Annotated in this window: 18 protein-coding genes and 1 pseudogene; 8 read left to right on the top strand and 11 right to left on the bottom strand. The window is 37.5% G+C overall.

The genetic code is table 11. From position 1 onward, the window contains the following. The first annotated feature begins 28 nt into the window (after window positions 1-28). The 4 genes from qoxB (at window position 29) to V1L66_RS07140 (ending at window position 3,962) form a co-directional block, all read left to right on the top strand. Window positions 29-1,972 carry a cytochrome aa3 quinol oxidase subunit I gene (gene qoxB, locus V1L66_RS07155; protein WP_016991861.1) on the top strand — a complete coding sequence of 648 codons (1,944 nt, stop codon included), beginning with the start codon at window positions 29-31 and terminating at the stop codon, window positions 1,970-1,972. Window position 1,973: 1 nt separating this feature from the next. Next, window positions 1,974-2,573, top strand: coding sequence for a cytochrome aa3 quinol oxidase subunit III (gene qoxC / locus V1L66_RS07150; protein WP_016991860.1), 600 nt, complete (start codon window positions 1,974-1,976; stop codon window positions 2,571-2,573). Further along, window positions 2,573-2,857 carry a cytochrome aa3 quinol oxidase subunit IV gene (gene qoxD, locus V1L66_RS07145; protein ID WP_004226585.1) on the top strand — a complete coding sequence of 95 codons (285 nt, stop codon included), beginning with the start codon at window positions 2,573-2,575 and terminating at the stop codon, window positions 2,855-2,857. The genes qoxC and qoxD overlap by 1 nt, the downstream gene beginning before the upstream one ends. 247 nt (window positions 2,858-3,104) lie before the next feature. Beyond that, the gene (locus V1L66_RS07140) at window positions 3,105-3,962 is read left to right on the top strand and encodes a DUF6612 family protein (RefSeq protein ID WP_036075649.1); all 858 of its coding nucleotides are present in this window, start codon (window positions 3,105-3,107) and stop codon (window positions 3,960-3,962) included. A gap of 60 nt (window positions 3,963-4,022) precedes the next feature. Here the strand turns inward: V1L66_RS07140 and V1L66_RS07135 are convergent, their stop codons facing one another. From V1L66_RS07135 to V1L66_RS07105, 7 genes are all read right to left on the bottom strand, one after another. After that, complete coding sequence (locus tag V1L66_RS07135) at window positions 4,023-4,442, bottom strand: universal stress protein (RefSeq protein ID WP_036075648.1); 420 nt, start codon at window positions 4,440-4,442, stop codon at window positions 4,023-4,025. A 50-nt stretch (window positions 4,443-4,492) separates the two neighbouring features. Then, on the bottom strand, window positions 4,493-5,569 hold the full coding sequence (locus V1L66_RS07130) for a PQQ-dependent sugar dehydrogenase (protein WP_333004873.1): 1,077 nt from the start codon (window positions 5,567-5,569) through the stop codon (window positions 4,493-4,495). A gap of 44 nt (window positions 5,570-5,613) precedes the next feature. Continuing rightward, window positions 5,614-5,775, bottom strand: a complete 162-nt coding sequence (locus tag V1L66_RS07125) for a hypothetical protein (RefSeq protein WP_167444838.1) — start codon at window positions 5,773-5,775, stop codon at window positions 5,614-5,616. Between the two features lie 151 nt (window positions 5,776-5,926). After that, window positions 5,927-6,343 carry a YugN family protein gene (locus tag V1L66_RS07120; protein ID WP_048395101.1) on the bottom strand — a complete coding sequence of 139 codons (417 nt, stop codon included), beginning with the start codon at window positions 6,341-6,343 and terminating at the stop codon, window positions 5,927-5,929. A gap of 138 nt (window positions 6,344-6,481) precedes the next feature. Then, window positions 6,482-7,342 (bottom strand): alpha/beta hydrolase, encoded by an 861-nt coding sequence (locus V1L66_RS07115; protein WP_409072216.1) that lies wholly within the window; start codon window positions 7,340-7,342, stop codon window positions 6,482-6,484. 73 nt (window positions 7,343-7,415) lie between these two features. Next, window positions 7,416-8,150, bottom strand: coding sequence for an SDR family oxidoreductase (locus V1L66_RS07110; RefSeq protein WP_333004891.1), 735 nt, complete (start codon window positions 8,148-8,150; stop codon window positions 7,416-7,418). 20 nt (window positions 8,151-8,170) lie between these two features. After that, window positions 8,171-9,796 (bottom strand): NAD(P)/FAD-dependent oxidoreductase, encoded by a 1,626-nt coding sequence (locus V1L66_RS07105; protein ID WP_333004877.1) that lies wholly within the window; start codon window positions 9,794-9,796, stop codon window positions 8,171-8,173. A 126-nt stretch (window positions 9,797-9,922) separates the two neighbouring features. Here V1L66_RS07105 and V1L66_RS07100 point away from each other — a divergent pair, with 126 nt between their 5' ends. After that, the gene (locus tag V1L66_RS07100; protein WP_036075641.1) at window positions 9,923-10,618 is read left to right on the top strand and encodes a response regulator transcription factor; all 696 of its coding nucleotides are present in this window, start codon (window positions 9,923-9,925) and stop codon (window positions 10,616-10,618) included. 67 nt (window positions 10,619-10,685) lie between these two features. Here V1L66_RS07100 and V1L66_RS07095 read toward each other — a convergent pair whose 3' ends face one another. From V1L66_RS07095 to V1L66_RS07080, 4 genes and pseudogenes are all read right to left on the bottom strand, one after another. Beyond that, the gene (locus V1L66_RS07095; protein WP_016991850.1) at window positions 10,686-11,147 is read right to left on the bottom strand and encodes an SAM-dependent methyltransferase; all 462 of its coding nucleotides are present in this window, start codon (window positions 11,145-11,147) and stop codon (window positions 10,686-10,688) included. A gap of 91 nt (window positions 11,148-11,238) precedes the next feature. Next, a complete protein-coding gene (locus tag V1L66_RS07090; RefSeq protein WP_333004879.1) occupies window positions 11,239-12,429 on the bottom strand; it encodes a Ger(x)C family spore germination protein in 1,191 nt (396 codons plus the stop codon). Then, window positions 12,426-13,523: a spore germination protein gene (locus tag V1L66_RS07085; RefSeq protein ID WP_016991848.1), complete on the bottom strand. Its 1,098-nt coding sequence runs from the start codon at window positions 13,521-13,523 to the stop codon at window positions 12,426-12,428. The genes V1L66_RS07090 and V1L66_RS07085 overlap by 4 nt, the downstream gene beginning before the upstream one ends. Window positions 13,524-13,544: 21 nt before the next feature. Continuing rightward, window positions 13,545-15,024, bottom strand: a pseudogene (locus V1L66_RS07080) (spore germination protein). A gap of 360 nt (window positions 15,025-15,384) precedes the next feature. Here V1L66_RS07080 and V1L66_RS07075 point away from each other — a divergent pair. From V1L66_RS07075 to V1L66_RS07065, 3 genes are all read left to right on the top strand, one after another. Beyond that, window positions 15,385-16,389 (top strand): hypothetical protein, encoded by a 1,005-nt coding sequence (locus V1L66_RS07075; RefSeq protein WP_333004880.1) that lies wholly within the window; start codon window positions 15,385-15,387, stop codon window positions 16,387-16,389. 381 nt (window positions 16,390-16,770) lie between these two features. Beyond that, window positions 16,771-17,895, top strand: coding sequence for a hypothetical protein (locus tag V1L66_RS07070; RefSeq protein WP_333004881.1), 1,125 nt, complete (start codon window positions 16,771-16,773; stop codon window positions 17,893-17,895). Between the two features lie 173 nt (window positions 17,896-18,068). Beyond that, entirely contained in the window at window positions 18,069-19,559 is a 1,491-nt protein-coding gene (locus V1L66_RS07065) for a serine hydrolase domain-containing protein (protein ID WP_409072215.1), read from the top strand. Window positions 19,560-19,591 lie beyond the last annotated feature (32 nt).

Below are 19,591 nucleotides of genomic sequence, written 5' to 3'. Positions count from 1 at the left end.
ATTTTTAATTCTGAAAGGAGCGCATCCAATGAGTATGGAAGAATTATTCCATCCAATGCAAGAACCGATGATTTTAGCGGCAGCTATTAGTATCGTAGTTGGTGCAGTGGTTATCGTAGCAGGCCTTACTTATTTCAAAAAATGGGGCTATTTCTACAAAAACTGGCTATCAACTGTTGACCATAAAAAAATCGGGATTATGTATATCGCAGTAGCTTTATTAATGCTATTCCGCGGTGGTATCGATGCACTATTAATGCGTGCACAAACAGCCGTTCCAGATAACGGACTTCTTGATGCACAACACTATAATGAAATTTTCACAACACACGGTTTATTAATGATTCTATTTATGGCGATGCCATTTGTTATCGGCTTAATGAACATTGTCATTCCACTTCAAATCGGTGCACGTGACGTTGCTTTCCCACGTCTAAACGCTGTCAGCTTCTGGCTATTTGCAGCAGGTGCTGGTTTATTAAACTTATCATTCATTATCGGTGGTTCACCAGACGCTGGTTGGACAGCCTACTTCCCTCTTGCAAGTACGGATTTTAGTCCGACTGTAGGGAATAACTATTATTCTTTAGCCCTTCAATTATCAGGTATTGGTACTTTAATGACAGGTGTTAACTTTATCACGACGATCATTAAAATGCGTGCTCCTGGTATGACATTAATGAAAATGCCAATGTTTTCTTGGTCAATTTTAATTACAAACATTATTATCGTATTCGCGTTCCCAGTATTAACTGTAGCGCTTGCTCTTATGATGTTTGACCGTCAATTCGGCACAAAATTCTTTGCGATGCAAGACGGTGGTATGGATATGCTTTGGGCCAACCTATTCTGGGTTTGGGGACATCCTGAGGTTTATATCGTTATCCTACCTGCTTTCGGTATTTTCTCAGAAATCATTGCAACATTCGCACGTAAAAACTTATACGGTTACAAATCAATGGTGATGAGTATGGTGGTCATTTCCCTACTATCATTCGTAGTTTGGGCCCACCACTTCTATACAATGGGTCATGGTGTAATGGTAAACAGTGTTTTCTCTATTACAACAATGGCAATCGCCGTTCCTACTGGGGTTAAAATATTCAACTGGCTACTCACAATGAGGCACGGGAAAATTCAATTTACAACACCGATGCTTTATGCACTTGGCTTTATTCCTATCTTCACAATTGGTGGGGTTACAGGGGTAATGCTAGCGATGGCAAGTGCTGACTACCAATATCATAATACGATGTTCTTAGTTGCCCACTTCCACTATGTATTAATTCCAGGTACAGTATTTGGTGTGCTTGCAGGTTACCACTACTGGTGGCCAAAAATGTTCGGTTTCCGTCTAAATGAAAAATTAGGGAAAGCTGGTTTCTGGTTCATTGCCATCAGCTTCAACGTAACGTTCTTCCCACTATTCATTTTAGGTTTAGATGGATATGCTCGTCGTATGTACACTTATTCTGAGTCTACTGGCTATGGTCCATTGAACATGTTATCGTTCGTGGGTGCTCTAGGACTTGCAGTCGGCTTTGCGTTAATCGTCTACAATATTTATTACAGCTGGAAGCATATGCCTCGCAATGAAAAGGCGGATGTTTGGGATGGTCGTACACTTGAGTGGGCTACTCATTCTCCAGTACCAGAATATAACTTTGCCGTAGTGCCTACTGTTACTCGCTTAGATGAGTATTGGTTCGCGAAAAAAGAAGGTCGCGATATTACGGCAGGTACAATCGAAAAAATTCACATGCCAAATAATACAGGCACACCATTCTGGATGAGTGGATTCTTCTTCCTTGCAGCATTCTTCGCTGTATTCAATCTATGGATTCCAGCCATCATCAGTATGCTTGGTGTATTTGGCTTCATGATTCATCGTTCATTCGAAAAAGATCATGGTCGTTACATTTCAGTTGAGGAAGTAATGGCAACTGAGAAAAGCTTGAGAGGTGATAAATAATATGAAAATCGATTCTTCACTTCCATTAGAATATAGTACAGAGGAAAACCGTCTAAAGATCTTTGGCTTTTGGATTTTCCTTGGCGCCGAGATCGTGTTATTTGCCACATTATTTACAGTGTATTTCACACTTCATACACGTACAGGTAGTGGACCAGATGGTGCCGAAATTTTCGAATTAACTCCAGTTCTATGGGAAACATTCTTATTATTAACAAGTAGTTTCACAATTGGTCTTGGTGTTCATGCAATGCGTATCGGTCGTAAAAAAGCGATGATGACATTCTTTATCATCACTCTTTTACTAGGTCTTGGCTTCTTAGCCATTGAGATTGATGAATTTGTCACATATGTACACGAAGGTGCGACGATTCAAACAAGCGCATTCTTATCGTCCTTGATGACTTTACTTGGAACGCACGGAGCCCACGTAACATTTGGTTTCTTCTGGGGCGTAGCTATTTTAATCCAAGTAGCGAAACGTGGCTTAAACCCACAAACGGCTAATAAAGCGTTTATCTTCTCACTGTACTGGCATTTCCTAGACGTTGTTTGGATTTTCATCTTCAGCTTCGTCTACTTGAAAGGACTGATTAGCTGATGAAGGAATTATTCCCAAAACAACATGTGATGGGCTTCGGCTTCTCACTATTACTAACAATCGTAGCTTTAGCAGTTGTTAAATTCGATATGTCTCTTAACATGGCATTTGGAATTTTACTAGTAACGGCTCTTGCACAGGCAACTGTACAATTAGTATTATTCATGCACATCGGTGAATCTGAAGATAAAAAAACATTATATACAACAATTTTATACTCAGTATTCGTAGGTGTTGTGACAATCATTGGTACATTATTTGCTATGATCTGGGGTTATAATTGATCCCTGAAACCACAGTGTAAAGAAAAAGCTGTCTGAGCTTATCGTCCTTGTATGATAAGTTCGTGACAGCTTTTTTGTTTTATCCCTATTCATTTGATAATTTTCGCGTTTACAACTTGTAGAAGTAGGGAAAATGTTATTTTTTTAATAAAAAATTAGTTCTTTTCTAACAATTTATGAAACTTTTCCTTTTTTAGTGCGTATAGTAGTAGATAGTGTTTTTTACCAAGAATAGGAGATGAAAGTAATGAAGAAAATTTTTAAAGTATTAGCAGTCGGAACACTAGCGTTGACACTTGCCGCTTGTAATTCAAGTGCTACGCCTACGAAAGACACAACTAATAAAAGCAAGCTCACTTTAGAACAAGTGTATGACAAAGCAGTAGATCGCCAGGCTGATATTCAAAGTGCAAGTGCTAAAATGGATATGACACAGGTGACAAAGGTTGGGTCTGGTGAAGAAGCAATGGAGTTTTCAATCGACTCCAAAATGGAGATGGATATCATCGTTGATCCACTTGCAATGCATTTATCAGGATCTATGACAATGCCTGATATGATGAATGAAGGTGACAAAACAATGGACATGCCGATTGAAATGTATATGAAAAAAGATGCAGGCTTATTTATGAAGGATTCGACGACAGATAGCTGGTTAAAGCTCCCTGATGAGAACTTTGATGCTATATTAGATCAAACGGCGGCTTCTGCGGATGCAAAGGAACAGCTAGAACAATTGAAAAAATTCATTAAGGACTTTACATTTGAACAAACGGATGATGAATATGTCCTTACATTAGATGCAAAAGGCGATAAGTTCAAAGAGCTAATCGATTCTGAGATTAATAAGTCTATGCAAGAAATGGGTCTAGAAGAAAATCCAATGGATCAACTATCAATTGAAAAAATTAACTACGTGCTACACATCGATAAAGAGACTTTCGATACGAACAAAATGGATATGAATTTTGATTTAAAAATGGCCGTAGAAGGTGACGAATTGTTAATGAATACAAAATCAGTCGTAACGTATACTGAATTTAATCATCTAAAAACAATCGATATACCTCAAAGCATTATTGATAACGCTCAAACAATCCAATAATAAAAGAACCTGCTTGTCTACTAGCACAAGCAGGTTTTTTACTCTCAGCTATTTTAACAACTAACGAACAATCAACACATCACAATGCGCATGTCGTACAACTTTCTCTGCAACAGAGCCTAACATCATTTTCTCCATACGATTTAATCCAGTTGCACCACAAACAATTAAATCAACCTGAGGTAATTGTGTTAAAATACCTTTTGGTGACCCTGTTTCCACAATGGATTCAACAGCTTTGACTCCTGTCTGTAACGCCTCTTTTTCTAGCTTTTCCATTTTAAGAATGTTTTCCTTCTTCAATTCCTCGGCATATTTTAAGTCATATGCTGAAACTGCTCCAAACGATTTTGTATCAATGACATTCACCAATTGCAAAATAGCATTGTGTTCCTTTGCTAATTGATTCGCTCTATCCAATGCTTTTAATGACTGTTCTGAGAAATCAATTGCTACTGCGATCTTAAGATAGTTTGCCATGTTTGTCCTCCCCATTCATCCTACCATTCCATGTTTTCTCAAATATTATATCACAATGGCATTCGATATAGTTTATCATCCTGTGGTTGCGGATTTCCACGGCCATCTGTATTATTGCTAATAAAATAAAGAAATTTTTCATCCACAAAGACATCACGAATTCTACCAAATTCTGATAGTAATTCATTGTGTTTGTTCTTATTTATATCAAAAGCTAAGACTGCTGTACCTCTTAGGGCAGCGACATATAATTGATCATTTACAATAGCAATGCCTGATGGTGCCCATGTGGTAGAAGTACCCGATGTAAAGAGAGGTGTTATCATCCCGTGCTTTTTCTCCGTTCCTTCAATAAGAGGCCAGCCATAATTCTTCCCCTTTTCAATGATATTAATTTCATCATTTGCTGCATTGCCATGCTCACTGGCGTACATCGTACCATCAGTAGACCATGCTAAGCCTTGTGGATTTCGATGTCCATAGCTGTATATATAGGATTGAGGAAAAGGATTATCATTCGGTATGGAGCCATCCAAATTGATACGCAAAATTTTCCCTTCTAAAGCAGTCACATCCTGTGCTAAAGAAGGTTGTGTTGCATCTCCTACCGTTGCATACAGCTTGCCATCAGGACCTATTTTCAAACGTCCCCCATGATGATATGTACCACTCTTTATTCGATCAATAATAAGATCCTGTTCGAGCCATTTATTATCGCTTAACGTTAACGTAACAATTCGATTAAATTGTTCCTCTTTCTCGACATACGTATAATATGCATAGGCTACCTGACTGGTAGGAAAATTAGGTGCTAAAACAAATCCCAACAAACCAGCTTCTGGCGCGGATGATAGCTCCTTTTTTAGGGTAATCTGTTGTCTAGTAACAGCCCCTTCCGCAATTTTTACAATACTTCCTGGCCTTTCTGCTATATAAAAGTCATCTCCACTTTTTTGAATCGACCAAGGTGTCTGCAATTGATCTGCTATTATTTCAATTGAGGCATTCATGGCATCTATAGCTTGATTTTCCTCACCTTCTAACCTTTTATTGTTTTTATCCTTCGTTGACGTGCAAGCAACACATAGAATCATTGTTAGCAGTAATAAAGGCATATATCGTCTCATGATTAATCATCCTCTCATTTATGAAAAATAGAAAGAGACGTCACCTAGACGCCTCTCTTACTTTTTATACTTTCAAACAGGATTATTTCACCAAATGTTCTTGTTTTCTCTAACACCTCTAGAAAGGCTTCTTTACGATGGATGAGTCGTTCTTGGTGCAATTTCTGATAGGAATGCTGAAAATCATCTATAGCTATTTTATCCATAAACTCACCTCATATAGTAGTACGTGCTAATATCATTATAATGTTGGAAAATTCTTACGACAATTCTATTTATATTTTTGATTATATGTTCCCAAAATAATAAGGATAAAAGACATATAATTTCTTGCAGCAGCTATTTAAATTTATCTAACTAATGAATGAAAAATGGTAGTACTTTTTCTTCCACAGCTTGTTCACCTGCTTGAATCCATCTACTTTTATCATGAATGTAGCCATCTTTATCAAGCGGAGTTTGAAATTGACTAACACCAGTTGCATCTAGTAAGGAGCCCTCATCATAATCTAGACCAATATTCTCAACATGCTTAATGACAAATGGCTTTTGAAAACGAATTTGAGCATCTTCATTATCAAGCTCTCCTGATGTGACGATAAAAGGGACACGTAAATAAATAGTTTCTCCTGCCTCTTTCCATAAAACCGAGTCAAAGCTACCTTTATAGTACTCCCAATTCCCGCCGATCGTGAAACCCCGATCGGCAATTTTATCTCGTAAATAGCCAAAACCTATCTCTTTACCAACAATTTTTGAATCAAATTGTAGCATTTTATCTTCTCCTCCTTTCACTCGATAAAAGTTTAACCTAAAAGACGCTATTACAAACTTGCTATAAAATCCTTTTTGCTTAACAAAAAAATCCCGAAACCTGAGTAAATTATGGTTTCGGGATTTTCGTAAGTTTTTTTATAAAGGCACTGAAATCTTTCGATGCAACACATATTTAGCGGCTTCTACATACTCTGTGACAGCTCTTTGACTGACTGCGGCTGTCGGAACAATACTCTCAAAGCCATGATAGCAGCCTGGGTATAAGTGGAATTCGACATCTACTCCAGCCTGACATAGCTTGGTTACATATTGTAAAGTCTCATCACGAAACGGATCAAGTTGACCAACACATGTATAAGTAAATGGTAAACCTGATAAATCATCCGCTCTAGCTGCTGCGGCATATGGTGGCACATTGTCGCTACCATTTGCTCCATTCAAATACATTTCCCAGCCCTTCTGATTAAGTGAGTGGTTCCAGATCATATGACCCGTAATTTCTAATGAAGACGGTGTATTATTGCGATCATCAATCATTGGATAGAGCGGCATTTGGAAACTAAGCTTCGGATAATTTCGATCACGTGTAAGTAATGCAAGTGCAGCTGTGAGTCCACCTCCAGCACTAGCTCCAGCAATTCCTAAGCGGGTAGGATCAATTCGTAATTCATCCGCATGATCCGCGACCCATTTTAACGCTGCATAGCAATCTTCAAGCGGAGCTGGATAAGGATGTTCAGGTGCAAGTCGATAGTCTACAGATACCACCACACAATTCGCGTCATTGACAAAGCGCTGACAAAGCACATCATCTCCCTCGGGAGCTCCTAAGACATAGCCCCCACCATGAATCCATAGCAGGCCTGGATAAATTTCCTTTTGCTCTTTTGACTTATAGATTCGAATACGAAGAGAATGGTTGTCAGGTCCTTGAATTACTTTATTTTCTATTGTGATATGCTCTTCTATTGGAGCTGGTACAGCAACAGCTGCCATTCCTTCTCTTGTAGCTTGTACATTATCCAAATCTAATGGTGGAAAAATTGCTAACGTTTCTTTTAGCTCTGAATCAATACGATGTTAGACCGCCATCGATTGGAACGATAGCGCCATTCACATAAGAAGCTTCTTGCGAAATTAAGAAAGCGATTACATTTGCGATTTCAGTAGGGTCTGCTAATCTACGTAATGGTCCATTTTCTTCTGGACTCGATGCCAATCCCTTTGTCATGTTTGTCATCACGCCACCGGGACAAATTGCATTCACTCGAATCCCTTTAGGTCCATATTCCATGGCCGCCGTTTTAGTTAATCCAATTACACCATGCTTACTTGCCGCATAACCACCTAGATAGGGTTGTCCCTGTATACCAGCTGCTGAGGATGTATTCACAATGACACCTGATTGCTGTTGCTCCATTTCTTTTAATACATACTTTAAGCCGAGAAACGCCCCTTTAAGATTGACCGAGATTATTCTATCAAACGTTTCCTCTTCTAAATCTCCCAGTAGTGTAGGTGGGCTTAAAACACCTGCATTATTGATAAAAGCATCAATCCTGCCAAATGTTTCTTTTGCAGCGTCCACATATTTTTTGACATCATTGCTTTGTGAAACATCAGCTTGGACAAAAATTGCTTGTTGGTGATATTCCTTAACAGCATGTAGTGTGTCTTGTCCACTTTTTTCATCAAAATCCACTAAAACTAATGCTTTGCCCATAGTGGCAAGCAATTTTGCAGTCTCTCTTCCTATACCACTTCCAGCACCTGTAATAATGACTACTTGTTGCTCCATATTGATATATGCTCCCCTCTCACAAACTATGATATTGATTTTAATTTCATTAACTTAAAGCCTACATAATTGTTTTGAGCCACCTCATTACAATGTTTTGTGTAATAATCAAATCCTCCTAGATAGATTAAAAAACTTCGAGGTTTGCCCTCAATATTGGCTCCCGTATACCAGGAATCACCTTTGACGTAGAGTGTTGCATTAGCAACATCTCGACAATGTGTGCTCCAAGCTTCCTCTGCTTCTATTGTTGGTTCCACAAGATCAATGTCATGCTCACGCAAATAATGCATGCACTCGGCAATCCATTCGACATGCTGCTCAATAGCAATCGGCATGTTCACGAGAACAGAAGGGCTTTCTGGTCCCGTAATCATAAATAAATTAGGAAAACCTGCTGTTGTGAGTCCAAGATAGGTTTGAACAGCTGCCCCATCCTTCCACTTCTCTTTTAATGACACGCCATTCCTTCCTTGGATATCAATCTTAAATAATGGCCCTGTCATGCCATCATAGCCTGTCGCAAAAATGATGATGTCTAAATCAAAATGGTTATCTGCCGTTTGAATACCTTCTCCTGTAATTTTTTGAATGGGTGATTCTTTGACATCAACCAGTAAAACATTCTCCCTGTTATAGGTTTCAAAATAATCGCTATCTAACACTTGTCTTTTCGTGCCATACATATACTTCGGACATAATTTCTCTGCTACCACAGGGTCTTTCACAATCTGTCGTATTTTGGAGCGAATAAATTCTGCCGCTTTTTCATTGGACTGTTCATTCGTTAACAAGTCATGATAAGTAGCTGAGAAGGCAAAGCCACCTTGTGCCCAAGCTTTCTCAAAAACCTCCTGCCTCCTATCATCACGATCTTCCATTGCAGATTGCTGATTTTGTGCAAAAGGTGTACCTGAAACAGAATTTCTCATGGAATGCTTTATCGCTTCGAAATTTTGCTTGGTTTCTTTGATAAAGTCCTCATCGTATGCATGGTTACGAGCGGGAATCGTATATTGGGGAGTACGTTGAAACACCGTTAACTGCTCTGCTTCTTTTGCAATAACAGGTATTGCCTGAATCCCGCTTGAGCCTGTCCCAATAATTCCTACACGCTTCCCAGTAAAATCAACCTTTTCATGTGGCCAATGCCCCGTGTGATACCATTTTCCGTTAAACTGCTGCAATCCTTGGATGTTAGGAACATTTGCTGCAGATAGACAGCCTATTCCTGTAATAAAATACTTTGTTAAAATGTACTGGCCATCGTTTAGATAAATCATCCATTTATGTCGTTCTTCATCAAAATGAGCTGCAGTGACTCTTGTGTTAAATTGAATATCTGTTCGCAATTGAAAACGATCGGCTACATAATTTAAATAGCGTAATATTTCCGCTTGCTCTGGAAATCTAGATGTCCAAGTCCATTCTTCATATAATTCTTTTGAAAAGGTGTAGTTATAGTAGATACTTTGAATGTCACATCTTGCACCAGGATAACGATTCCAATACCAAACACCTCCTACACCATCCCCAGCCTCGTATACAATGGTCGAAAAGCCTTTACTCCTCAACTGATGTAGCATATACAGACCTGCGAACCCAGCACCTAGAACAACTGCATCCACCTCTTTAATTGTTTGACTACTCATCTGCTGCTCCTCCTCACATCAAAATAGGAAAATATGGATTTACTTAACTTAAATACTACAACTTACAGAAAATATTGAAAATTCCTTATTTTAAGCGTAGTATATACTTAAAAAAGGGGATAGGTCATGTCCAATCTTTATACCATTCAAAAACGTTTCGACACGGTACAAAGTTATGCCACCCATGAAGAGTTGTTGATACACATTTTGCAGGTATATTTAGATTCTTTTCCTATCAAGGATGCCTATTTATTAAGGTATTCTCCAATAGGCTTTGTCGCTGAAGGAATCATTTTTTTGAATGAATCGGGTGGTAGTCATATTGGTGAAATTCGTGAGGAGATTCGTAGCTTCCCTATTATTTATGCTGCTATTGAAGATAAAAAGGCTAAATTTTGTACAGGTATGGACTATTTAAAAAATATCAGTATTAAATATTCTATTCCCTCGCAAAATAATTCGTTTTTAATTGTCCCGATTTACATTGGGCAATATGTTTTTGGTTATATTTGTAGTACTCAATTAGAAGAGGAAATCGATATAAATGAAAAGCTGTTAGATGACATGACAACCTTTGGAAACATGATTGGGCAGCTTATCATGCAAGCTAGAAATAGCAAAAAAGAGGGTTTTCTTAGCAAGCGTGAGCTAGAGGTAATGAGACAGGTAGCGCAGGGAGATAGTACAAAGGAAATAGCAGATGCTATGAATTTAAGTGAATTAACCATTACACAATATGTAAAATCTGCTATTAAAAAATTGCGTGCCAAAAATCGCTCTCATGCCATTAGCATTCTTTACCAAGAGGGAATCATTCTTTAAAAAATTAGGGGAGCACGCTACTCCCCTTCGCAAGAAATCCACAATTGTCTTCGTATGAACAATGTTATTACCCCCAGTAAGCCTTCATTAAATCTACTGACCATGCGGGCTGTTTAACATCCTTCTTAGGTAAAAATTCTTTCATCACAGGCTTTATATCTAGTATAGGTGTGCCATCTATGGCATCTAGCCCTTGAACGATTAATGCTCTAGGTTTGACCTCTAACAACGCAACGGTTGTACTTCCTAATTTATTGGGTCTATTCTTACCCCTTTGAGCGAAAATGCCTACCTCAGGATAATCTTGATTATTTCTAGGATGTCTAGCCTTATATTGGATTTGATCGTCTGTAACCTTATCAAAATAAAAAATAATTTCTAGATGAGAAAAATCTTCTATTCCTTTTAAGGATGCCTCATGGATATGATCAGCAAGTTCAATAGTTGAAATAATCTCTCCCCAGTGATCATCTTGTATCATTTGTCGATTGTTATGAACTGTAGCGATTGATTGAATGGTAAATTGCATGCCTTTATCCCCCATCTTTTCGAATATCTACTATCCTACCTTTAATTCCAGTATATACTTAAATGGACAGAAAAAAAGATGATTAACGATGTTAATCACCTGACGTGCCATAATCCTTAATGGAAACATTCACTTCACATGTAATAGGAACCTCACTAAACGTTTGATCCCATTCTTTTTTTCTTTTTTGCCATACTCTCGGGTAATCGATTCTTAGTTTATTGCCAAACCCTGAAACATCTGTTTGAAATTCATGCTGCGTTTTATCTAATGCTTTCCTCACCAATCGCTCTATCTCTTTTTCAAATACTTTCTCTGCTTTTTTCAAAAATTGATTGTCAAATGCTTTATCGGAGAGAACCCAATGTTCAGCAATTCTTCCCTCTGATTGAATTTTTATCGTAAAGGAGATTTGTTCCCCTTTTACATGAGGAATAATTTTACTTTTAGCTGAAATAATTTCATACACAATGGGTGTACCTGACTTCTCATCGTAGCCTTTGACAAGGCCACCTTTCGCATCGCCAGACATCCATGCAATTCCTTCTAGGTCACTCTCATTTAAAAATCCTCGTAGCTTTTTGGTTTTTCCTTCAATGATAGCAGCGCCTGCAAATTTTACCTCTCCATTTTCCGTACTCACATTTTGCAATAAAAAGCTAGAGTCTGAATACAGCTTCCCCTCTAGTTTGGCTACGGTCATCGGAGGCAAAATTTTTGTCGTCCTTTCATGTCCCTCCATCATTTCTACTAATTGAAAGGCAGGAATTTTCGTTGGTTCATTTGTTTCAAGTGCCTGACTTGCCTGATCCTGAGCAATAAAGAGTAGTCCACTCGGCCGTATTTCTAATTCTCTTAGAAAAAAATCCAACGTTTGTTGGAGATTGATATTACTAGCTAATGCCTCACCAATAATAATTACTTTGGAATGTTCAGCAAAGGAACGTTTATCAACCTTTAACAGCATATTTCGTAAAGTTGGTAACACCGCATCACCTGTCTCAGAAACATTTTTATACGCTTTTTCTGGCAATGCTCCCTCTTTTGTTCCAGAAACCGTTGTCTCTGACGTAACAAATTGATTGGTAATAGTTAGCAACTGCCTGTTTGCATACCTAGCATCTTGTTGCTCTTCAGAGGAAACATCACCCGTTTCTAAATCCAATGATGTACCTACAATAAGGCCTAAATCTTCAATCTCTTTACTACTCCAACAGCCAGTAAGAAGTAAGGTTACCGTCGCAACTAGAAGTAAACGTACACAACAATGTATTCGCTTCATGCTTTCTTTCCTTTCAATTTCGAAATAAGGAGTAAGGTTATCGGTACTACACCAAATAAAATTAATGCAGCATGTCCAATCTTATCGCCAAATGTAAAAAGATCGTTAATATTTTTAGGTGTCATCGCAATAATGTAGATAATTGGCAACAATCCATATAAGAAAGGATGCATATTTTTCTTAAAAAGTTGTGCTAATCCTAAAGAAGCAGCATAATAAGTAATCGTAAAGGTAGCAAATATTTGCATAATCCAAATTACAAGAAGAAATGACTCAAAGCGTTCAAAAATTAATCCAGGAATTTCGAAACTTCGCATCAGTTCAATCGTTGGCCAAGTCCTTGTCAAAACACCCTCAATGGATAGAGCACCAATGACCATCACAACCGTAATGACATAAAAGAGCAAGGGTATGGCTATACCCGCCAGTACAACCTTTACAGCTTTTGATTTATCTGATGGATACATAAATGCCACAAGTAGCAACATAATTTCAGGCCCTAAAAAGGCTAGTGTCGCTGTTTTTATTCCCTTTAACATCGGAACAACGCCCAGACCGAGTACTGGTCTCAAATTATCGATTTCAAAAATCCCTAAACTTAAAAAGGCAACAAGTAAAAAAATAACAAAGGTAATAGGAAAAATGATTTCAAATAAGCGAGCGATTGTGTTGATGCCACCGCTTATTAAGTAAAGTCCAACCCATAAAAAAGGCAAAATAATTGCCCAAGTGGGGGTTCCTTCCAATAAGAAGAGAGAAGTTACTTCAGCCATGATGCGAACTTCAAAGGCAGAAATGGTAAAAAAGTAGGCGATTACACACGCACTTATAAACCAGCCTAACCACTTCCCTATGATATCTTGATTATATTGATAAAATGTTTTGTCAGGGTATTGTTGGCTTAGCTTCACAATGATTACACCTGCAATCATTGCAACGACTCCACCTAAAAATACACTAATCCAAACATCTGGCGTTTTTACTTTTTCTACAGAGGCACGAGGTAAGGTAAGAATCCCAGTTGCGAGAATATAGTTAATGATAATAACAACTGCTTGTGAAGGTGTTATTTTATCTTTTAAAGTGCTGTTCATGGCTGCATTGCTCCCTTTCCCTTATTCCCCTTTGCGGACAGAATCTTTTGGCTTTAACAATCTTGGGCGATGCTTCATCATCTTTAACGGCATGCGAACCATAAAATCTTTCCAATCACCTGCTCGATACGGAACAGTTGGGCTCACATATGATACACCAAAGCTCTTTAGCTTCACTAAATGACTGCAAAGGAATCGCGACAAAACGTAGCATTCGAAGCGTGATACCAGCATTATATTGAGGGATAGCAAAAGAGGAAATTGCTGTTAATGCAACCACAATGACCATGATTGGACTAACAATTCCTGCCTGTACGGCGGCTTCTCCAATAACAAGCCCTCCAACGATCCCCATTGTCGGACCAATCGGCTTCGGTAGGCGAAGTCCTGCTTCTCGTAATATCTCAATAGCGACCTCCATAATGAGGGCTTCAATCAATGCTGGAAACGGTACCCCCTGCCTTGTGGCCATCATGGACAGCGCTAGTTTCGTGGGAATTAACCCTTGATGGAATGATACAAAAGCAATGTACAGCGACGGGCCAAATAAAGAGATGCCTGCAGCAAAATAGCGAAGCAAGCGAATAAGAGAGCTCGATAACCAACGTTCATAATAATCCTCTGGTGATTGTAGAAGCATATTAAACGTAACTGGCACAATTAATGCAAAGGGAGTTCCATCTAAAAGAATTGCCACTCGTCCCTCCTGTAAAGCTGCAACAACACGATCAGGACGCTCGGTACTCTGCACTTGCGAAAAGGGGCTAAGATAATTATCCTCAATCAATTGCTCAATATAGCCCGATTCAGCTACATCATCCAAATGGATTGTTTCAATTCGTGTTTTCACCTCTTTGACGAGATTAGGCTCCACAATCTCATCTATATAGGCTAAAACCAACTCTTTTTTTGTACGCTCGCCCACTTCCATCTCAATAATCGATAAATTTCGATTCTCACCATGCTGTCTTAATAAAGAGGTATTTACACTTAATTTTTCCGTGAAGCCCACTCTAGGCCCACGTACTAATGCCTCAGAAACAGGCTCCTCAAGATTACGAGTTTTGCCATGTGACGTACCAATGATCAATACATGCTGTATGCCATCCACAATTAATACAGTGGAACCCGTTAGTACTTTCCCAACAGCTTTCATAACTTTCTTTTCCTCTAACAGATCACTCACTGGTAGCATTTCATTAATAATCGATTGCTGTAGTTCATGCCCTCTTAAAACTGATGACTTTTCTGTATGTCCATTCATTAATGATTTCAAAATATGTTTGTCAATCAATTCTTTATCGCATAATCCTTTAAGAAAAACGATCGCTGCACGAGTATCCGTATTCCCTATTTGAAATTCTCTAAAATGAATATCCCAATTATGGCCAAGTTCTTTCCTCATTTGTAAAAGATCTTTATTATAATCGCCTGTAAATTGCTCTAACGTTTTTTGAACAGGTATGTGTATCATCTCACCTTGTTCACTATTTTCTATCATCTCAATTTTGCCATTGCTCTTATTAACAAATAAAAAAACATGAAATAATTTATAAATTAAATATGGAATAAAAAATGCTAAAAAGCCTTGTAAAAAAACTTGCCAATGTGGCATGTAGGAAATAACCTTTTCCCACATATTGATCACCCTCTTTAGTACACTTGTACAGAGTATCCCTACATGTTTTTATCTTTATCTAAGCAACAGTATTTTAAACTTCCAACCCTCAACATTCTTTCATAACAAAACACTAACATTCGGTGGTTATAAAAATCTGCCTCCAATGAGTACTGGTGCTTATAAAAGCGATCTTTAAGTTATGGTATACTAGCTACTATGAAAAATTAGAAGGTGAGATTTATGCTAGAAGTCAGTGAAAGTAAATTAGCACACTATAGTCTGCATTTTTTGAGCGAGACGCTTATTTTAGGAGAAGAAGTTTTTACACAACCTGAGGTCATGTTAGAAGCAGCCTTTACACAGCTTGCTTTTAATAAAATTGACATGGAACAGCAATATGAATTTTTCCATGAAAGCAATATTGCACTCAATGAAGTTTTTACGTATTCAAGAGCGATTTTCGAGCAGGAAAATAACTTCCTAGAACAATCACAAAATATAGCCAAGCACTTACATAGTGTGTCACAGCATCCAAACATCAAAAGCGGAGAACTCTTTATTGGCCTATTTGAAAATTGTTTACTATTGAATGAGGCTAAAAAAATCCTCGCTATTGTCAAAATTGATGAAAAGGAAATGTTTTTAGATGTGAAAAATGAACACAATCAAATGATCGTGAACGGTGTGGATGGCATTAACGTGAAGAAGATTAATAATATGGCTATTATTGTTGATATGGGACCAGATCAATCTCCTGCCGTGTATATTAAAACAAAGCGTAAAGAAGATATCGTTTATTGGCAAGAACGATTTTTAAAAATACAAGCAGCGGATGAGCATTATTATAAAACCAATTTAGCACTAACAGAATGCAAAAAATTCATTTTAAAGGAAGAAAATTATACTAGCACAGAAAAACTTGGGCTTTTGAACAAAACACTGGATTACTTTAGAAATGAAGAGGAGTTTCAGGTAAATCATTATATTGAAACTGTTTTTGAGCAAGCGGACACTACCCAAAAAGATGTCATCATTAACTCGGTTAAACCCTATGAGACTATTATTTCTGATAGTGCGCTAGAGAAGGCTGAAAAGAAATACAAACGTAAAATCAAACTCGATTCCAATATTGAAATTCAAGTAAATATTCAACATATCGACCAAATAGATGAATTAATTGAAGTAGGCTATGATGAGGCAACGAATCGCAAATTCTATAAAATCTATTTTCAGGATGAACAGTAGAAGAGCTTGGATTAAACGGATGCAAGTTATCTTATGAGATTAAGCATTAGAATGACAGCGTCTCTCCTAAAATCTTCAATAAGGAGAAAAAGAGCTTAAAACAGTATCAGCTGCAATAATGCCTTAGTTCGTGCCCATGAATTTTCTCTGGAAGCGCACTAATCCTTGAAAATCTTTGCTTCGATAATCAACCCTTTGCATGGTCTGTGCTGTAAATAATAGCTATTTTTCAAAGACTACAGATACTAAAACAGTGAGTCTTATCATGAATCCTCCACTCTTTAATTTCTTAAAATTTTTTTCAAAAAGTTAAAACTTTTTCAATTGGTAAAACGTCTAATAATTGGTAACAGAAGTTAACCTAAAGGAGAATTGATAAATATGAAAAAACCTGCTAAAAAAACATGGCTATTAGCTTCAGCATTAACACTTGGGATGGCTGTATTAACACCGCTTCAAGCTGGTGCAACAGCTATTGATACAACAAATAATGTAACGATTCAAATAGAACAAAAAATAACAGGTACCATTAAATATTTTGATGGTAGCAGCATTACCCTTAAAGGAACAGATGGAAAAAACTACTACATCGGTTTACACAATTTCTCAGATAAACAAATTGAGCAGTTAAAGCTAGCAGAGGGTCAGGAAATTTTAGTTGAGGGTAGTATTGTGAAAGATTACTCAGATTTCTTTACCTTTGCCGTCTATAAAAAAAGCTTACCTAAAGAAGTAACAAAAGAAGAATTAGTCCAACTAGAGAAACTCTTTTCTGACATGAAAAAGGCTGAAAAAGAAGAGAATTATGAGGAAATGGAACGAATCTATGAGGCGATGGATAACATCACAAGACCTTACGAATTAGCAAATTGGCAACCTGAGCCTTTTGAAGAATTTATTAATGAAGCCGCATTCGCTGAAAAAAATATTGTTATCAAAGCACAAGATAAAGAACAGCTAAAAACACTTTATAGTAACTGGATTAAGTATGTAAAAGAAAATAAAACGGATGAGGCATCAGAAAACATTGATAAAATTTTCACTATTCTTGAACCTTATTACCAAGAATTATATCCACCTTTAACTTTTGAAGAGTATATGGCGGATATGAACGTCGATTTAACAAAAGAGGAACTTGCAAAACTTAAAACAATCTATGAAGAGGCACAAAAAGCTGAAAAAGATAAAGACGAAGAATTGGCTATGAAGAAATGGGATGAATTCTATGAAATACTTCGCCCACACTTTAAACCAGTTCCCTTCGAGGAATATATGGCAGATATCGAATTCAGCATTAGTAATGCGGATTACGCAAAATTAAAACAACACTATGAAGAAGCAGTTGCCCTTGAACAAAAGGGTGAAGATGAAAAAGCTGGCGAGCAATGGGAAGCCTTTTATAAAGTTTTAGACCCTTACTACGAAGCGAACAGAGAAATTCTTATCTCACCATCTAAATTAACATTTAACGGTCAAGATTTTACGCCAGAGCCAGAAACAAATTAAATAAAATTTTAAGGGCCCTCCTATTGGTTTTTTTAGGAGTGGCCCTTTTTGAAGTGACAATTTTGTCATGTTATCCCGGAAATAGTCATGTTAATCGATGGTTTACCCTTATTTTTCTTGTTACAGTAAACCATGTTGTCACAAGCACATTACGTTCTAAGGAGAAAAACAACATGACATTATTCATGAAGAAATCGGTGATGATGACAGTAATGTTACTATTTTTTACGTTCACACCCGGATTTGGACACGCAGCATCAAATGATACAATTAGTAAAATTGATCAGTTTATTAAGGAGCAGCAAACCATTAGTAAAATCCCAGGAATTTCAGTAATTATTGTTGATAAAGGGAAAACCGTCTATCAACGGGGCTTTGGCTTTGCAGATACGAAAACAAAAACGCCTGTTACCTCTGATACTCTTTTTGAGTTGGGCTCCACGTCTAAGGCATTTACAGGACTCGCTATTTTACAATTAGAAAAACAAGGTTTGTTAAAACGATCAGATGATGTCCGAAAGTATATCCCTTGGTTAACATTATCCTATAATGGCGAGGATCAAGCTGTGACAATACAGCAGCTATTGTCTCATACTAGCGGAATTCCCTCAAATTCCATTACTCGAATTCCAGAAAGCACAGCAGATAATGCCCTTGAATTAACAGTTAAAACACTGCTGGATCAATCACTAAATCGTCAACCAGGGAGTTCTTTTGAATATGCAACCATCAACTATGATGTCTTAGGCCTCGTCATTGAACAAGTTGCAAAACAGCCATTCGATCAGTATATTCAACAGAAAATTTTACAACCTGTTGGTATGCATCAATCTTTTGTAGGAATTCACCAAGTACATTCCACACATATGGCTTCTGGCTATAAAATAGGTCTTTTGAAAGCACAGCCATACATACCACCAATCTATCGTGGCAATATCCCTGCTGGCTATATCATCAGTAATGCCAATGATATAGCCAGATGGTTAAAATTACAGTTAGGAAACAGTAACATTTATTCAATCAGTAACAATTCAATTCAAGAATCCCATACTCCAGATTTAACAGTGGAGCCTTTTGATACGAATACCTATTATGCAAATGGTTGGGCAGTTATGGAAAAGGACAAAAGGTCATATATCTACCATGCTGGTGAAAATCCAACCTTTTCCTCGTATTTCATTATGCAACCTGACGAACAAATCGGTGTGGCTATATTAGCCAATATGAATACTAGCTCTACAACAGCGATTGGACAAGGTGTCATGAATTTATGGGAGGGCAAAACGATTGACATGCAACATATCAGCAGCTATCAAAAGCTAGATAAAATTGTCACAATCATATGTGCCATCATCAACGTAATCAGTATTATTTTCTGTTATCTACTAGTGAAGAATGTACGTAGCCTCTATAACAAACAACGTGGTATGGCAAAGCTAAATTACAAAAGAATATTGTTAATATCTGCTCATACTGTACTTGTGGCTACAATGCTAACAGCGATATTTATCACGCCTAACATCGTACTTGGTGGCTTAAATTGGAGATTTATTAAAGTCTGGGCACCAACTTCTATCACATTCCTGTTGTATAGCTCCATTTCGGCCAGTTTTCTCTATTTATTATTAGGTTTTATGATTATTGGTACTAAAAAGAATATTTAAAGAAATTGAGTAACTATATCTAGATTGAATAC

Origin of the sequence: Lysinibacillus sp. IITD104, assembly GCF_036698265.2 — a bacterium.
Lineage (GTDB): Bacteria > Bacillota > Bacilli > Bacillales_A > Planococcaceae > Lysinibacillus > Lysinibacillus boronitolerans.
The sequence above is the reverse complement of the archived record's forward strand: the minus strand, read 5'-3'. Positions and strand labels throughout refer to the sequence as shown.

What these genes read in the sequence shown, in the direction of transcription:
- V1L66_RS07065 (WP_409072215.1), top strand. Translation starts at nt 18,069, where the DNA reads ATGACATTATTCATGAAGAAATCGGTGATGATGACAGTAATGTTACTA.
- V1L66_RS07130 (WP_333004873.1), bottom strand. Translation starts at nt 5,569, where the DNA reads ATGAGACGATATATGCCTTTATTACTGCTAACAATGATTCTATGTGTT.
- qoxB (WP_016991861.1), top strand. Translation starts at nt 29, where the DNA reads ATGAGTATGGAAGAATTATTCCATCCAATGCAAGAACCGATGATTTTA.
- V1L66_RS07105 (WP_333004877.1), bottom strand. Translation starts at nt 9,796, where the DNA reads ATGAGTAGTCAAACAATTAAAGAGGTGGATGCAGTTGTTCTAGGTGCT.
- V1L66_RS07085 (WP_016991848.1), bottom strand. Translation starts at nt 13,523, where the DNA reads ATGAACAGCACTTTAAAAGATAAAATAACACCTTCACAAGCAGTTGTT.
- V1L66_RS07140 (WP_036075649.1), top strand. Translation starts at nt 3,105, where the DNA reads ATGAAGAAAATTTTTAAAGTATTAGCAGTCGGAACACTAGCGTTGACA.
- qoxC (WP_016991860.1), top strand. Translation starts at nt 1,974, where the DNA reads ATGAAAATCGATTCTTCACTTCCATTAGAATATAGTACAGAGGAAAAC.
- qoxD (WP_004226585.1), top strand. Translation starts at nt 2,573, where the DNA reads ATGAAGGAATTATTCCCAAAACAACATGTGATGGGCTTCGGCTTCTCA.
- V1L66_RS07070 (WP_333004881.1), top strand. Translation starts at nt 16,771, where the DNA reads ATGAAAAAACCTGCTAAAAAAACATGGCTATTAGCTTCAGCATTAACA.
- V1L66_RS07090 (WP_333004879.1), bottom strand. Translation starts at nt 12,429, where the DNA reads ATGAAGCGAATACATTGTTGTGTACGTTTACTTCTAGTTGCGACGGTA.
- V1L66_RS07075 (WP_333004880.1), top strand. Translation starts at nt 15,385, where the DNA reads ATGCTAGAAGTCAGTGAAAGTAAATTAGCACACTATAGTCTGCATTTT.
- V1L66_RS07120 (WP_048395101.1), bottom strand. Translation starts at nt 6,343, where the DNA reads ATGCTACAATTTGATTCAAAAATTGTTGGTAAAGAGATAGGTTTTGGC.
- V1L66_RS07135 (WP_036075648.1), bottom strand. Translation starts at nt 4,442, where the DNA reads ATGGCAAACTATCTTAAGATCGCAGTAGCAATTGATTTCTCAGAACAG.
- V1L66_RS07125 (WP_167444838.1), bottom strand. Translation starts at nt 5,775, where the DNA reads ATGGATAAAATAGCTATAGATGATTTTCAGCATTCCTATCAGAAATTG.
- V1L66_RS07115 (WP_409072216.1), bottom strand. Translation starts at nt 7,342, where the DNA reads ATGGCAGCTGTTGCTGTACCAGCTCCAATAGAAGAGCATATCACAATA.
- V1L66_RS07095 (WP_016991850.1), bottom strand. Translation starts at nt 11,147, where the DNA reads ATGCAATTTACCATTCAATCAATCGCTACAGTTCATAACAATCGACAA.
- V1L66_RS07100 (WP_036075641.1), top strand. Translation starts at nt 9,923, where the DNA reads ATGTCCAATCTTTATACCATTCAAAAACGTTTCGACACGGTACAAAGT.